Source organism: Bacillus sp. 7_6_55CFAA_CT2, assembly GCF_000238655.1.
GTDB classification, from domain to species: Bacteria; Bacillota; Bacilli; order Bacillales; family Bacillaceae_G; genus Bacillus_A; species Bacillus_A cereus.
Map to the genome: position 1 here is coordinate 628,160 of NZ_JH414709.1, position 13,471 is coordinate 641,630.

Below are 13,471 nucleotides of genomic sequence, written 5' to 3' on the forward strand. Positions count from 1 at the left end.
TATGAAGTAATTCTTTAAAAAAGGACGTGATTTATCATACAAATTCAAGCTGTGAAAATACCAAAGAATATTGAAAGTCATTTGTTTAAGCAACTTAGTAACTTAGTTTCAAATGAGAAGAAAGAACGAATGAAGCGTTTATTAAATTCATGCGACATTAATAGGACCCTGATAGGAGATTTACTAATCCGATCTCTAATCTGCCAAAAGTATAAAATTAATAATGAAGAAATTAGATTTATATATAATGAGTATGGAAAACCTTTTGTTGAAAACTTTTCTGACTTTCATTTTAATCTGTCACATTCAGGAGAATGGGTGGTTTGTACTACTGCTAATTTTAATGTGGGTATTGATATAGAAAAGATTTCAGAGATAGAGGCTCTTAAATTAGCAAATGAATTTTTTTCAGAGGAAGAATTTTATGATATATCTAATATAAATTCTGATGAACAAATTAATTATTTTTATGATTTATGGACATTAAAAGAAAGTTATATAAAAACGATTGGAAAAGGGCTTTATACCCCATTAAATTCATTCTCTATAAAAAAAGAATCACGAACTTTAATTTCATACAAGAATATACCTAAAAACTTTTACTTTAAACAATATAACATTGATCCAAATTATAAGTTATCTGCTTGTGCAACAAGGGATGAATTTCCGCAAGAGATAATAATTAAAGACATTTATGCAATTTGCCAAAATATATACAAATTTGAAAGTAAGGAGAAAATTAATGCAGAAGACTAAACTTTTTTGCTTTCCACATGCTGGGGGATCTGCGTTTAGTTACGCAAAATGGAAAAATCACTTTAATCCATCTATTGAGGTAGTCCCGATAGAGTTAGCTGGCAGAGGATATAGAATTGAAGAAAACTTGTACCAAAGTATGGAAGAGGCAGTAAATGATGTCTACAATAAAATAGTTATGCAGATAGATGATTCGCCCTACATTCTATTCGGGCATAGCATGGGAAGTTTGATCGCCTATGAAGTAGCCAGAAAAATAAAAGATTCTAAAAACGTATCGCCTGAATTTCTTGTTTTGTCCGGTAGAAATCATCCAAATAGTAAAATAAAAAATATCCGACATAATCTTTCTAATGAGCAATTTAAAAGAGAAGTTATTGCAATGGGAGGTACACCATCTGGGGTACTGCAATCAGAAGAATTAATGGAGATTTTTCTCCCTATTCTAAGAGCAGATTTTAAAATCGTTGAGACGTATATTCATGACAAAAATACACAACCATGTGATATTGATTTTCTTATATTTAATGGGGAAAATGATGAATTTACTACATATGATCAAGTAATAAAATGGGAACGATACACAAGTAAAACGTGTACTTGTCATTCTTTTGAAGGTAATCATTTCTTTCTAAATGAAAATATTGAAGAAATAGCAAATAGTATTAAAAGAAAGTTAGATTCTAAAAGATTATCAAATAGTTTTTAGAGTTTTATAAGTATGCTCATAGCTAACAAAGAAAAATATGAAAGATGAAAAATACAGGCATTGTTGAAATTTTATTGAATATATGCATAGAATCCTAAACGAACTGTTTAAAGGCAGAGACTCTAAGAAAAATGTATATGAATTAACTTTAGTTTAAGTTGGCTTTACCTATAATACCATCAAGATTCCTTATTATACTTAGTACAAAGTACACAACAGTTAGAGAGGCTGTATGTAAAGCAAATGAATATGTGAAGTGAAAAGGCCGACTCTTATAATTATGAGTGGGCCTTTTGGTTTTATGGATATCAAATTAGTGAGCAACATTTCAAAGGGTATCTTGTGATATAACTAAGTAGAATTTTTTAAACAAGGGGATGATGAGATGAATAAATTGAAGGGGAAAATTGCATTAGTAACAGGGGCTAGTAGAGGAATAGGCCGAAGTATTGCATTACATTTGGCACATGCTGGTGCGTTAGTCGTTGTTCACTATAGTAAAAGAAATGAAGAAGCAGAAAGTGTAGTGGATAAAATTAAACAAGATGGCGGTTCCGCATTTGCGATTCGTGCAGACTTAAGTACTTTTAATGGCATTAATAACTTGTATGCAATGATGGATCAATCTCTTCAAAAATATATAGGTAATACTACATTTGATATCCTTGTAAACAACGCTGGAATTGGGCAGGTTTTAACATTAGAGGAATCTACAGAGGAGTCTTTTGATGAGGTTATGAATATTAATGTGAAAGCTCCATTTTTCATTATTCAGAAGGCTTTGCCACGTTTAAAAGATGGGGGACGGATTATAAATATTTCGTCTTTTGTCACAAGGGTAGCCTCCCCAAGTGTTTTTGCCTACAGTATATCTAAGGGGGCAATAAATACACTCACTCATACTTTAGCTCAACAACTTGGTGTTCGTGGTATTACAGTAAATGCAATTCTCCCAGGCATAATTAACACAGAAATGAATGCTGAGACATTGGGCAATCAAGATGGACAAAAATATGCTGCAGGTTTATCGACCTTTAATAGGTGGGGAGAACCTAATGATATAGCTGATATTGTAGGTTTTCTTTCATCATCAGACAGTCGTTGGATAACTGGTGAGTTAATTGATGCAAGTGGTGGATCTTGCTTATAATATTAGAGGAAAAGCCAACTTAAATTAAGTTGACTTTGCAATTCTATTATTTGTTTGTTAAACCAGTGAACTATGTACCATTTTTTAGTTCTTAGAATAGTCACCTTGAGATGGGGCCAAATGTAGTAAGTCAATTAGGGGAGAGAACTAATTATGCTTTAGTATGATTTATGATAAGTATAAATGGTAAAAAGCAATGAATATGCACAATTTCATATGTAAATAGGTACTTTTTGTTAACTCTTTTAAAGGGAAGGAAATGTATGAAATTATTATGATAGAATCAATTTGTATTAAATCGAAAGGGGATGAGAGTATGCTAAAAAGAATGATTATAGGAGTTTCATCATTATTAGTGGGAGCAACAGTTGGTTTAGCGACTGATGTATCCGCAGCACCTGCACCACCATTAACATCATTAAATGTGGTAAAAGTTGAATCTCAATTAGGCGGGGTTGAATTTATTGGTCCTAATAATTTAAGTACAGCTAAAGATCACGGAGGGAGTTATTTATACATTTATACAAATGAAATGGGATATGGTAGAAATCCAATTGCTCAAATGAGTGGTCAAAAACTAAAAAAGTAGATTCTAAGATGATTGATATAAATGGGGATAGAACAGTGGATGGATGGGAATATAAATGGGATGCTTCAGGACAGCAAAATGGGCAATTTAAATATCAAAATACATCTACAAATGCACCTTGGAATACATTATCTACGTCATTAAATATTAAATAAACTAACAGAAGAATTCGATGTTATTTTTTTATGTTTGTTATATATGTAACGTTTGGATACCTAAAGGAGTCTACGTTTTTAAGTAGGCTCTTTCTAACTAATGATAAGATATCAGCAAATAGATAAACTATTTTTTCTAATCGACAAATTAAAAGTTTACATAACATTTTTCTGGTAAACAATTTTAGGTTTAATAGTGTAATCAATAAAGTAAGGAAATCTTTCATAAAATCAATTAAGTTATTTAATGGGTCTTTCATCATAAATATCTAAAACTACATATTTATGAAATTTTATAAAATTTTCACTTTATATTTAGTCCTAAATCATACGATTTTAATACAAAATACTATAATTTGATTAGTAATAGCAGTGAAAAAAACATTAAATATATCTAGATTTTAAAGCTAATGTTACTTTATTACGTAATTTGTTTAAAGGGATATATAGGGTTATTATTCAATGTAACTAAAATAATTTAAAAGGAGATAGGAAGTTATGTTTAAAGTAAAAACAAGGGGAAAAATAAAAGAAATTGTTATGGTTTCAACGGCTTGTACCATGTTGTCAATGTATGGAGCACCAATTTCTAGTACAGAGGCAGCAACTCGATCTCATGCCCCATCAGTTTATGTAACACCACAGAATACTGCTGCTTCAGATATTATTAGCATAGACTGGTCACCAGTCCAAACGGCACCTTATACATATTGGGCTGTGCATAACTGGAATCAGGGAGGAGAAGGTGGTGGTTATGCGGGCTTCCAACAACAAAGTGGTTTTGATCAATTCGGTAAACGTACCCTTCACTTTGCGCTTTGGGATCCAATAGCATCAAACCAAGCAATAAAAGCTGAATATTTATCGCCGACTTCAGAAGCCAGTAGATTTGGTGGAGAAGGAACAGGTCTAAAGGTACAAACAACTTATAATTGGAAAGATAGTGAATGGTATCGAATGACTCTACGTTCTTGGCAAGAAGATGGCCATACAAAGTTTGGCCAGTGGATAAAAGATAATAAATTAAATCAATGGAAGTTAGTTGCTATTATGGATCATCCAGTTGCAAATGTGGCATTTAACTATGGTTTATCGATGTTTCAAGAGGACTGGGCTGGTAATGGACAAGATGTAAGAGAAGCACGTCTTAAAAATGGATACAGCAGAAAAGTTTCAGATAAACAATGGAATTCTTGGAATAATCAGCGTATCTCTGGGCAACATGATACGTCCTATCAATACGATGGAGGAGCAACTTCAGAATATCTATGGGTTAGGGCAGGAGGAAATACTCAATCAACTATTGGTACTGGAAAAACCTTTAATATAAATCAGCCTAGTCAACCAGAAATGGGAAATTTAGATTTTGATATTCAAAATACTCGCTTTGAAGATGGAAAATTAAATGTTTCATGGAAATTGAAAGAACAAAGTACTCCACAGTTTAAAGGGAAAATTGAAATCTATGACAATGAAAAGTTAATGGGACAACCTTTGAAAGTAATCGATAATATTAAGTCTTACAAAACTGAGGTAAGTCAAACTATGCAATTGCCTCAAACGGCTTTTGCTAAAATTACATTAACAGACATATTTGATCGAACTGTAGAGAAAAAAGTAGAAATTACAAATGGAAATTCTGATATTTTAGTAGGGAACCAATTTGCATGGTCCCTAAAAGGATATAGTGATCGAGAAATTGTAAAAGTAGATTATAATAAAACAGCAGAAGAGCTGAAAATCAAATTAGAAGCTGGTGTGCCGCATTCTTATTTCAATAGCACATATGCAAGTATTAAAGTCCATAATTCATCTGGTAGCGTTATGTACAATAAGGAAATTATGGGAAATAGACAACAAAATGCTGAAACCCAAACAGTACCTGTAAAAGAGGGAGATTATATAGAATTTACTCATATAGAAGGGGAAGTGGCGAAGGAAAAAACACGAGCGACTTTAACTAACCTTGAGAATGGAAAACAGGAATATATCGGAAAGAAAAGAACATATCGGGTTACATCTACAGGTTTAATCAGACAATAGAAGTATTAAAAAGTTGGGGGAATCCCCAACTTTTTTTATCATTTTAGTCAAGAGGATTCCTTCTTCAAGGAATGCGAAGTGAGTAGGTGGAGATAAACTGGCTTCGAATAACGGATAGCAGGAAGCTTTATCAATAAGTATGCAAATATTTTAAAAACTTAATTTTTATACAAAAAGTGTATACTTATGACAAAAAAGTTTCGTTAAACCAATAATTTTGTTTTGGGTAAATTTAAGGTGCGTAATTAATATGCGTTTTTCGAGGGAAATGTATAATTATGTCAAATTTTCTTCATTTACATGACCATGAACGTGGTATAAAAATGAAGCATATCCAAAATTATTAAAGGAGCTGAAAAAATGATTAAAAAACTTATTATTGGTTCTATTTTTTTAGGAACAGCAATAGGAGTAAGTAAACCTACATTTGCTTCAACAAATGATTCTCCATCACAGTTTCAAGATAGGGGAAATGCCCAAGTTCAATCAATACCATCACCATGGCAGTATTTAGGGCAAACCTCTAGGGAACTTCAAATTAAAACTAAGGATCCAAAAGTGCTTGCTTTTGAATTAGCAAAAGAGGCTCCATTTTACGAAGATGAATTAGTGGATGTGTGTTCTGCAATCTTAAGAGAAAATGTAAATGTAGTATATTGGACAAGTAAGGAATGGGCTAGATTTGAAGTAGGAAATTACGAGTTTAAACATGAAATGAAAATTTATAGAGATAAAGAACGTCAGCAATTAATTACTTCACTAGAATCATAAAAAAATAGAAGCTATCTTTAGTAAGATATGCATCCAATGTAGACAGGAAAAGAAATCACATAAAACTGTTTCGATATTGGAAAGTAAACTAAAAAAACAAGTATAATTACTTGTTTTTTTTAGGTACAGTAATTATTTAGAAGGCTTAGCTTGTGCATGGTCACCTACATTAATTGGAAAACCATAATCCGCTCTACAACATGATTGGGATACAAAAGCTAGAAAGATATCAATCCATTTATTTTTAAATTGAATTAATATTCCTCCGTCATGGTATGATTCGTTATATTTTGAAAAATCATTTCACAAGCAATATGTAATACTTTATGGGAACATTATTAAATTTGAACGATATAAACAGAACTTTGTTGATAATTAGCTAAAAAAGTATTGTACGATTAAATGCATTGTGTTACATTTGTGTTACAAAACTATTACTTAATGTTATTATTGTTTCGGTAATGTTTCTTGTTGTTTCTGTAATGTTACGAAATTTATAGATGTTTTATGTGTATAGGAGTGTGTGTAGTAAAGAGTCTGAGTTGAAAATAAGTGCACACTTTAAATTTCCTTTCTGTCTGAATGAAGAAGACTACCAACTAATTAAGGGGTTTAAAGTAAAAACTTTAAATAAAATGTGCTTCCTTTCCCACACACAATTTAGTACATATTTAAAGTACAGTCTAGTTGCTACACAGACTCTTGTACATATAAACATTAAGGTGAAATAGAGATAAGGATTTATTACATAAAAAGCATTACTTAGCTAAACGTAAAAATATTATCTGTGCATTTTGATAAAATGTTAAAATGCCTAGATGATATTTTTTAGAAGATTTCTTGGATATGTTTATGAATAACAATTTCTAATACTTAATGATTCTCTACTGCTAAAATATCCAATAATTTATGTAATTGGATTTATAAGGTGTATGTACATTCACTTATATAGGGAAAATGAGGTTTTTCATATGAAGTATAGTTATAAAGTTTTTATATTTATTTGGACAATTATTTTATTGTTTTTTCTACTTTATTATGGTTACAGTGAAGTTTCCGACACCGAGCAGGTGCCAGTCATAACAATCAAAAAATAGAAGTGAAAAATATTGAGAAAACCAAATGAGATAAAAATAGATACAGTAGAAAGACTACTACAGGAAGTAATTAATCGTACGAAGTTAGATGAAATATTGGAAATAAAAAACTTTAATGGAAAATATGTTGATTGCTGCTTGGGGAGAAAATTGTAGATATCACAATTGGTATAAAGATATTCATGAGTTATTCAGAGGTTACGATTTACACTGCCTTAGGAAAAAAAGGATAGGTTTCCGAGACACCCTTTATATTTAAGTAACGATTCAAGCTAATAGATTACATAAAATCAGAGCGGATTGTGCATCGTCTTATTCGAACTACAAGAAACCATAAACGAACAAGTAAAGCGGGACTTAGAGTAAACTGTAATGGTGAAACAGGAGGAGACGCATGGGTGTGGTGTTCAATTTGTCATGAAGAACATCCCGTTCTTTTCTGATATGTTTCAATATAATCAAGGAAACCCCTATCATTCTTTACCATTATGTCAGCACACATATATGGTATACGCTCATTTAACAGAGAATTATGTAGGGGAAGATTTATTTCTTCTGCAAAGTGCTGCAGCATTCCATGATACAGGTAAACCGTTTTGCCGTGTATTTAAAAAGCTCAAAGGGTACCATTCGTATTATGGTCACGAATATGTCAGTACTCACATCGCTTGCCACTTTTTAATGGAACTTGGTTTCGAATGGGAGTTTATTGAGAAAGTATTAATGATTACAGAGTTTCATATGAAGATGTTACATGGCGGGGAAGAGGCAGCACGTGAAATCTATCATTACTGCGGTGATGAGATGCTTACGAAAGTATATTTTTTCCGAGATGCAGATGCATTTGTGAAGTAGAGAAGGGAAAAAATGCTTGTAAATATCCACGAACATTGCACGTTCCTTGGTCGATAGGGGTAACAAGTGATGACTGTGTTCTACAAAATATGGACGGATTTGAAACTCAAGAAGTAATCGTACTAGAAAAGTTAGATGGTGAAAATACATCCCTTTATAAAGATGCTATTCATGCAAGGTCGTTATCAAGTGGTCATCACCCATCGAGAACATGGGTAAAAACGTTACAAGGAAGTATGGGGTATAGAATTCCAGAAGGCTGGCGTATATGTGGTGAAAATGTATATGCTTGTCATAGCATTCACTACACAGCACTGACTTCCTATTTTTATGTCTTTTCAATATGGAATGAGAAAAATGAATGTTTATCGTGGGATGCAACAGTTGCATGGTGTAAAAAGTTAGGCCTTGCACACGTTCCAGTGTTATATCGTGGCCCCTATAATGAAAAGGTAATTCGTTCGTGCTACAACGGTACTTCACTCTTTGGAGGAATTCAGGAAGGGTATGTACTTAGATTAATGGATGCGTTTCACTATAATGATTTTTCAAAATCCGTAGGGAAATTTGTTCGAAAAGACCATGTGCAATCCAATCAGCACTGGATGACACAAGCGGTTATCCCCAATAAATTAGCAAAATAAAAACACGCAACTCCAAATGGAACTGCGTGTTTTTTCGTTTTCTAACATCATTTGACGTTCATGTATGGTTACTCTTATCAGAGAATATACTCCCTAACACGGAAAACTATTAATTTATTAGTTTTTATTCGTAACTTTTAAAGTATCTAATACGACTTTAGTCGCGTCAGCAATAAGCTTATCATCATATTCTGCATCTTCTTTATCATGATTAGAAAGGATGGCAAGAACAATTGGCTTTTTATTTGGTGGCCAAATAATCGCAATATCATTCCTTGTTCCATAAGATCCTGCGCCTGTTTTATCAGCTACTTCCCATCCTTTTGGTACGCCCGCACGAATCAACTTATCACCAGTCGTATTTCTCTTCATCCAATCTACTAATAATTCACGTTTCTCTGTTGGAAGTGCAGATCCTAATGTAAATGATTGAAGTGTCTTAGCGATCGCTTCTGGTGTACTGGTATCGCGCGTTTCTCCAGGATGTACTTCATTTAATTCAGGTTCAAATCGTTCAGATTTAGTAACCGTATCTCCCGTTTCTCTCAAGATTTTTTCAAATGCGGATGGACCACCTAATTTTTTAAGAATTAAATTATGTGCCGTACTGTCACTATATCGAACAGAAGCATCTGCAAGTTCTTTTAACGTCATTCCTGTATCCACATGCTTTTCTGTAATTGGATTATAATTAGAAAGGTCTTCACGCGTATACGTAATCCTTTCATCAAGAGCTTCTATTGAGTTCTGACGTAAAAGAGCTCCCGCTGCTAATGATTTAGATGTAGAGGCAAATGCAAAACGATCATTTGGATGATAAGCAACAGTTTGATTTGTACCTGTATCCAGAGCATAAATACCAAGCTTAGCATTATATTCTTTTTCAAGCTTAGCAAAAGAATCATGACGTGTATTTTCTTGTTTAATTTGCTTTATTTGTTTTGTTTGCTTAGGTAGTTCAGATGGAGTATTACTATTAGAACACCCTATTAGTGTTACACATGAAAGTAATACGACAGGTACAATCTTTTTGTAGGTAAAGAACTTGTTTAAAACGTACATGAATTTTCAACCTCTTTCAACGATATATGGATTTTGTTTTGGTATTTTAAATACCGATGTTAATTAAAGTGGGTGTTGGATACCAATACTTCTGAAGTTGAATTTTAACAGGATAAGCAGAACCAAAGCGTTTATATGAATGAACGGTTACTGTTTAGGGTGTTTCTTTTTTGCTTACACTCGTAATAGTTTACCTGTGAAAGTATTAAACTCGTAACGTTTAAATGAAGTATTTCAATACACACTTTTTTTACATCACTTTACTTTTGGGAATAATAAGTCCTTTCATATTTTTAGGAATACACATAATAGACACTCTAAGTAATAAATTTGTTCCATTTTAACTTGGTGAACGGTAAAGAAAATACAATGAATTGTAAATGAAACCTGTACGGGAGTATAGTACAGTGCATATGAACCCCCCCTCAATGCTATCTCTGAAAAAATCATAATTCTCGGCTTTATAAACTGTATTTTCAAAAATATTGCGAGCTTGTAAGAAAAATGAAAGGTAATTCAATATGAGATAAACAACCTTACTACTACAATGAAAAACAGAATTATTCTTAAAAATCATGAGATACGATATCAAGTTATTTGTGTGTTTAATATATTTGACCAAATATTCCAGTTTCAATAGGAAAAGTCGAGTCAGACCATTAACAAATGGTATATTATTCGTATTTTGGAAAAGTCAAAATGTAGACAAGCATCTTCTATCAAATCTCATTCTTAGTATGTACATTTGGAGGGGATTTCTCATATGAAATTAGTAAAAGTAACAGATGTTAGTTAGGAGAAAGATGATAATGTTAACAAATTCTATGGGAAGGTGAAGAAAGAAGGTAGCGTAGGTCTATTCCTACGTGTATATCATTTAGATAAAAAAGGTGTAACAGCTTGGGAGGAAGTGCAGGAAGACAAGCTTCCTAAGAAAGTAAAAGAAAAACTAGGTGTGAAATAATCATTTATTTGTGATGGTGGATTCTCCTACGTCGAGGGTTTGCCGTTTTTTATTATATGTTATGTTGTAATTTTTTATATGAAGTATATTGAAAAGATAGGGTAGATCTTCTGGAATGATATTTCCATAATTAATAATTTGTACGTTAACCTTTCCATTATTACTAATTCCTTTTATATCAACAAATTTCCCCACATATCCCTTTGTACCAATATCTTTTAAAGTACGTATAAAAAATGCCCTTTATCTTATCTTTATCTTATCTTTACCTTATCTTTAAATTTTTATATTAAACTTGAAACCTTAAAGTATTGATGTATGAGTCTAAAAGGGTGGGAGATAGATGTTCATTACATAGTTTGTAAATAACCAATTACCTTTGAAAAATTGAATTTCTTATACGAGGAGGAATATATGAAGGATACAAGTAAAAAACAAATTATAAAAGTGTTCCTTATTAGTATTTTAGGCTTAGGAATAATACTTGGAATGCTATATTTTAATCATAAAACCAATATTCAACAAAATAAAGCGCTAGCCACCGAAAAACGTGTATTGCAATATGAGTCTACCTTAAAAAAAGAATTAGAAAAATATAATTTAGGAGAGAAAACACCAATTTTATTAGGAATTATGTATCAAGAGAGTAGAGGTGAGGGAAACGACCCTATGCAGTCATCCGAATCACTTGGATTAAAGCCAAATGAAATTCAAGAGACAAGCTTGAGCATTAAACAAGGGGTAAAGCACTTTGTTAAAATGTACAAGTATGGAACGGAAAAAGATGTTAGCATGGATACAATTATTCAAAGCTATAATATGGGGCCAGGGTATATTGATTTTATTGCTAGTCAAGAAGTTAAACAACACTCGGAGGATTCGGCCAAAAAATTTTCTAAGATGAAAGTTGATCAAAATCCAGCAATGTACACTTGTGGTGGAAATAAAAATAATTTTAGGTATCCATATTGTTATGGTGATTTCAAATATGCCGCAAAGGTAAATGAAAAAACAAAACTTATTGAAGAACTTCTTCGAAATGTACATAGCTCTTCTAAATAAGTTACAGAATGAAATATAATGATACCCAGTTATTAACAATAATATCTAAGAAAAAACTATTTTATTTATTAATTCACATAATTTTCAAAAATAAATTCTGTAGATGTTAATATTTGTTATATAATATATTTGTCAAAGCATTACCCTTGAAGTTTCTACGGTCAATTTGTAAGATAGTTTGTTTGGTCCTTATATTCGCCTTAAACTAAAAAGAACTTGTAGAGATTCCTACAAGTTTTTTTTGTTTTAAGGGGTAAATGTGGATTTCAAATATAGTTGTAATTTTTTGAGGGGGAAAAGTAAATGTTTATAAAAACAGAAAGGTTATTAATACGGAAATTTGAGTTCAAAGATTGGCAAGCTGTTCATGAGTATACATCAGATATCAATGTTATGAAATACATACCTGAAGGGGTTTTTACTGAAGAAAATACAAGAAACTTTGTGAATGAAAACATTGGTGAAAACGCTAAGAACTTTCCTGTAGTATTAATTGATAAAGATATCCTGATTGGTCATATAGTTTTTCATAAATATTTTGGTGAGCATACATATGAGATTGGTTGGGTGTTCAATCCTAAATATTTCAATAAAGGATATGCTTCTGAAGCAGCACAAGCTACATTGAAATATGGCTTTAAGGAAATGAAATTACATAGGATTATAGCTACATGTCAGCCACAAAATACCCCATCATATCGAGTAATGGAGAAGATTGGAATGAGAAGAGAAGGCTATTTCAGGAAGTGTATACCACATGGGAATGAATGGTGGGATGAATATTATTACGCTATTTTAGAAGAAGAGTAGTGTTTCAGAATGCATCATTTAAATTGACACTCTTATTCCTAAATAGGCAAGTTGACTATCTTTATTGGGGATTCTTGCTACTAAAGGCGAAGTTTATTTTCAGTATCGCTGACGTGCAAAACTTTGTATAATCTGATCTTATCTCTAAATCACAACTGTTACCCCATCACCATCAAGTTAAAGTTTCATTTTATTTTGCTAACTTGATCGTGATGTGACGTAACCTTAATTATTTAAAAATTTTAAAAAGGCCCCTTAGTCATGTTAAAGGGACCTTGATCACGCAAATGATCTGTAAACCAATTCATTTTTTATATACAGATCATTTGTATGATAATTTTTATAAATAATTGCTAAATATTGAATTTACATAAATGCTTTTAGTAGTTCTTGAATTAATGGGATTGCTCCACCTATAAATTTTAAAACTGCCATTGCGATTTCCATATTATTCTCTCCTCTTTTTCGTATTAAGATGTAATAAATCTTTATAACCTTATTATAGTAAGCGCTTACAATTATAACAATATATTTTCGTATGCAATATTGCATATTTATACATTAGATCTCTATTATTCATTTTTTAATGGTACTATAGCGAGGTGAGAGTCTTTAAGGGTTCTGCTTAATAGGAGGAAATATGGAAAGAGTGCAAGCGATTTACAGTAATCAAAAATTTAAGAGTTGGGTTAAACAGGTATTAGCTGTAGGAGGAGTAATAGGGTGCTGTTATTTGGTGTTATATGTTTTCTGTTTCTTAGTTATCATGTAAATAGTATACAACTAAACTAGTAGAGTCTTGCC

At 31.9% G+C, this 13,471-nt stretch carries 11 protein-coding genes and 3 pseudogenes; 11 read left to right on the forward strand and 3 right to left on the reverse strand.

The window, feature by feature from the left end; genetic code table 11:
* Positions 1 to 51 precede the first annotated feature (51 nt).
* The 6 genes and pseudogenes from HMPREF1014_RS12190 to HMPREF1014_RS12215 all read left to right on the forward strand — a co-directional run bounded on the left by HMPREF1014_RS12190 (position 52) and on the right by HMPREF1014_RS12215 (position 6,173).
* The gene (locus HMPREF1014_RS12190) at positions 52 to 756 is read left to right on the forward strand and encodes a 4'-phosphopantetheinyl transferase family protein (RefSeq protein ID WP_000701205.1); all 705 of its coding nucleotides are present in this window, start codon (positions 52 to 54) and stop codon (positions 754 to 756) included.
* Positions 743 to 1,465, forward strand: a complete 723-nt coding sequence (locus tag HMPREF1014_RS12195) for a thioesterase II family protein (protein WP_001172929.1) — start codon at positions 743 to 745, stop codon at positions 1,463 to 1,465. The genes HMPREF1014_RS12190 and HMPREF1014_RS12195 overlap by 14 nt, the downstream gene beginning before the upstream one ends.
* A 385-nt stretch (positions 1,466 to 1,850) precedes the next feature.
* On the forward strand, positions 1,851 to 2,615 hold the full coding sequence (locus tag HMPREF1014_RS12200; RefSeq protein WP_001037510.1) for an SDR family oxidoreductase: 765 nt from the start codon (positions 1,851 to 1,853) through the stop codon (positions 2,613 to 2,615).
* 259 nt (positions 2,616 to 2,874) lie between these two features.
* Positions 2,875 to 3,359, forward strand: a pseudogene (locus HMPREF1014_RS12205) (DUF4879 domain-containing protein).
* Between the two features lie 498 nt (positions 3,360 to 3,857).
* Positions 3,858 to 5,402 (forward strand): DUF3472 domain-containing protein, encoded by a 1,545-nt coding sequence (locus HMPREF1014_RS12210; protein ID WP_000477423.1) that lies wholly within the window; start codon positions 3,858 to 3,860, stop codon positions 5,400 to 5,402.
* Positions 5,403 to 5,762: 360 nt separating this feature from the next.
* The gene (locus HMPREF1014_RS12215; RefSeq protein ID WP_000592185.1) at positions 5,763 to 6,173 is read left to right on the forward strand and encodes a hypothetical protein; all 411 of its coding nucleotides are present in this window, start codon (positions 5,763 to 5,765) and stop codon (positions 6,171 to 6,173) included.
* Between the two features lie 132 nt (positions 6,174 to 6,305).
* Here HMPREF1014_RS12215 and HMPREF1014_RS31220 read toward each other — a convergent pair.
* Positions 6,306 to 6,461: pseudogene (locus HMPREF1014_RS31220) on the reverse strand (DUF2278 family protein); the annotation flags it as partial.
* A gap of 1,226 nt (positions 6,462 to 7,687) precedes the next feature.
* Here HMPREF1014_RS31220 and HMPREF1014_RS12220 point away from each other — a divergent pair.
* Both HMPREF1014_RS12220 and HMPREF1014_RS12225 read left to right on the forward strand, forming a co-directional pair.
* The gene (locus HMPREF1014_RS12220; protein ID WP_000790079.1) at positions 7,688 to 8,125 is read left to right on the forward strand and encodes an HD domain-containing protein; all 438 of its coding nucleotides are present in this window, start codon (positions 7,688 to 7,690) and stop codon (positions 8,123 to 8,125) included.
* An 89-nt stretch (positions 8,126 to 8,214) separates the two neighbouring features.
* Positions 8,215 to 8,769 (forward strand): RNA ligase family protein, encoded by a 555-nt coding sequence (locus tag HMPREF1014_RS12225; RefSeq protein ID WP_000348598.1) that lies wholly within the window; start codon positions 8,215 to 8,217, stop codon positions 8,767 to 8,769.
* A 117-nt stretch (positions 8,770 to 8,886) separates the two neighbouring features.
* Here HMPREF1014_RS12225 and blaIII read toward each other — a convergent pair whose 3' ends face one another.
* Entirely contained in the window at positions 8,887 to 9,831 is a 945-nt protein-coding gene (gene blaIII / locus HMPREF1014_RS12230) for a class A beta-lactamase BlaIII (protein WP_000289419.1), read from the reverse strand.
* An 859-nt stretch (positions 9,832 to 10,690) separates the two neighbouring features.
* Between blaIII and HMPREF1014_RS32095 the strand changes: the two are divergent.
* From HMPREF1014_RS32095 to HMPREF1014_RS12245, 3 genes and pseudogenes are all read left to right on the forward strand, one after another.
* Positions 10,691 to 10,795: pseudogene (locus tag HMPREF1014_RS32095) on the forward strand (YxeA family protein); the annotation flags it as partial.
* 414 nt (positions 10,796 to 11,209) lie between these two features.
* Positions 11,210 to 11,857 carry a lysozyme family protein gene (locus tag HMPREF1014_RS12240; RefSeq protein WP_000655723.1) on the forward strand — a complete coding sequence of 216 codons (648 nt, stop codon included), beginning with the start codon at positions 11,210 to 11,212 and terminating at the stop codon, positions 11,855 to 11,857.
* Positions 11,858 to 12,160: 303 nt separating this feature from the next.
* Positions 12,161 to 12,667 carry a GNAT family N-acetyltransferase gene (locus HMPREF1014_RS12245; protein WP_000470146.1) on the forward strand — a complete coding sequence of 169 codons (507 nt, stop codon included), beginning with the start codon at positions 12,161 to 12,163 and terminating at the stop codon, positions 12,665 to 12,667.
* 366 nt (positions 12,668 to 13,033) lie between these two features.
* Here the strand turns inward: HMPREF1014_RS12245 and HMPREF1014_RS12250 are convergent, their stop codons facing one another.
* A complete protein-coding gene (locus HMPREF1014_RS12250) occupies positions 13,034 to 13,219 on the reverse strand; it encodes a hypothetical protein (protein ID WP_002005090.1) in 186 nt (61 codons plus the stop codon).
* Positions 13,220 to 13,471 lie beyond the last annotated feature (252 nt).

Excerpts from the sequence above, each read along its gene's own strand:
- HMPREF1014_RS12200 (WP_001037510.1), top strand. The coding sequence starts at position 1,851 with ATGAATAAATTGAAGGGGAAAATTGCATTAGTAACAGGGGCTAGTAGA.
- HMPREF1014_RS12245 (WP_000470146.1), top strand. The coding sequence starts at position 12,161 with ATGTTTATAAAAACAGAAAGGTTATTAATACGGAAATTTGAGTTCAAA.
- HMPREF1014_RS12225 (WP_000348598.1), top strand. The coding sequence starts at position 8,215 with ATGGACGGATTTGAAACTCAAGAAGTAATCGTACTAGAAAAGTTAGAT.
- HMPREF1014_RS12210 (WP_000477423.1), top strand. The coding sequence starts at position 3,858 with ATGTTTAAAGTAAAAACAAGGGGAAAAATAAAAGAAATTGTTATGGTT.
- HMPREF1014_RS12215 (WP_000592185.1), top strand. The coding sequence starts at position 5,763 with ATGATTAAAAAACTTATTATTGGTTCTATTTTTTTAGGAACAGCAATA.
- HMPREF1014_RS12240 (WP_000655723.1), top strand. The coding sequence starts at position 11,210 with ATGAAGGATACAAGTAAAAAACAAATTATAAAAGTGTTCCTTATTAGT.
- HMPREF1014_RS12220 (WP_000790079.1), top strand. The coding sequence starts at position 7,688 with ATGAAGAACATCCCGTTCTTTTCTGATATGTTTCAATATAATCAAGGA.
- blaIII (WP_000289419.1), bottom strand. The coding sequence starts at position 9,831 with ATGTACGTTTTAAACAAGTTCTTTACCTACAAAAAGATTGTACCTGTC.
- HMPREF1014_RS12250 (WP_002005090.1), bottom strand. The coding sequence starts at position 13,219 with ATGCAATATTGCATACGAAAATATATTGTTATAATTGTAAGCGCTTAC.
- HMPREF1014_RS12195 (WP_001172929.1), top strand. The coding sequence starts at position 743 with ATGCAGAAGACTAAACTTTTTTGCTTTCCACATGCTGGGGGATCTGCG.